Source organism: Streptomyces sp. NPDC002779, from assembly GCF_042888685.1.
In the GTDB taxonomy this organism is placed as follows: Bacteria; Actinomycetota; Actinomycetes; order Streptomycetales; family Streptomycetaceae; genus Streptomyces.
Map to the genome: position 1 here is coordinate 1 of NZ_JBIAQC010000088.1, position 1,178 is coordinate 1,178.

1 protein-coding gene and 1 pseudogene are annotated in these 1,178 nt (G+C 68.3%); both read left to right on the top strand.

Annotated elements, in window-relative coordinates:
- Positions 1–275 (top strand): annotated as a pseudogene (locus ACFYW5_RS37995) (IS21 family transposase); the annotation flags it as partial.
- On the top strand, positions 275–1,066 hold the full coding sequence (gene istB, locus ACFYW5_RS38000; RefSeq protein ID WP_389421701.1) for an IS21-like element helper ATPase IstB: 792 nt from the start codon (positions 275–277) through the stop codon (positions 1,064–1,066). The pseudogene ACFYW5_RS37995 and the gene istB, both read left to right, overlap by 1 nt.
- The last annotated feature ends 112 nt before the right edge of the window (positions 1,067–1,178 follow it).

Below are 1,178 nucleotides of genomic sequence, written 5' to 3' on the forward strand. Positions count from 1 at the left end.
TCAAGGCGAAGATGGCCGAGGCCGTCGCCCTGTCGAAGCTCTACTCGGTGGCCGAGGTCGACCGGGCCCTGGGCACCGCCGCGGTCACCGGCCGGTTCGCGGACAAGGACCTGCTGTCCATCGTCGACTACCAGGCCACACGCGAGCACACCGAACCCGCCCGCCGCAGCGAGGAACACTCCCTGCAGCCCGGAACCTCCGCCTGGTCCTCCTTCGGCCTGCCCACCCAGCCCGCCTCCGACGTCTCCGAGTACGACGAAAGCGATCGCGCCTGATGGCCACCCCACTTCGCACCGTTCCCGGCACCAACGGCGACCCGCTCGCCGAGGCCATCGAGCTGACCCGGCGGCTCAAACTCCCGCACCTGCGGCGGGTGTTGGCCGACCTGATCCCCACCGCCAAGGCACAACGCTGGGACCCGGCCGAGGTCGTCCGCGTCCTGCTGGCCGAGGAAGCCGCCGGTCGAGACCGGGCCAACCTCCACACCCGCCGCAAGCGGGCGGGTTTCCCCACCGGCAAGACCTTCGGCGACTGGGACGAGACCAAGTCCGCCATTCCCCGCCCCACCCAGGACGCCCTCAAGTCCTTGGAATGGATCGGGCGGCGGGAGAACTTCTGCATCTGCGGGCCCTCGGGAACGGGCAAGAGCCACTTCACCGAGGCCCTCGGTCAGACCGCGGTCGAGGCCGGGCTGACCGTCTCCTGGTTCACCATCGAGGACCTCGGAGTCCTGGTCCGCCGACACCGCGCGGACGACTCGATCGCCCGAGCCCTCGCGAAAATCATCCGCTCGGATCTGATCATCGTCGATGACATCGGTCTGCTGCCGGTCTCACCGGACGCGGCCGAAGGCTTCTACCGCTTGGTCGATGCCGCCTACGAACGACGCTCGATCGCCGTCAGCAGCAACCTCCACCCCTCCGGATTCGACGAGATCATGCCCAAGACTCTGGCCACGGCGACGGTCGACCGGCTCATGCACCACGCTCATATCGTCGTCACCCAAGGTGACAGCTACCGGCTCACCCAGGCCACCAGCGGACAGGGAGTGAAACCCTTCAGCTGACCCGACCGACCCAAGGGCGGGAAATTATCTGGCCGCCAGCGGGGACGCCACGATGGCCGCCAGCGGGGCGAACTCCTGGCCGCCTATGGGGAGAACGAAATGGCCGTTGACA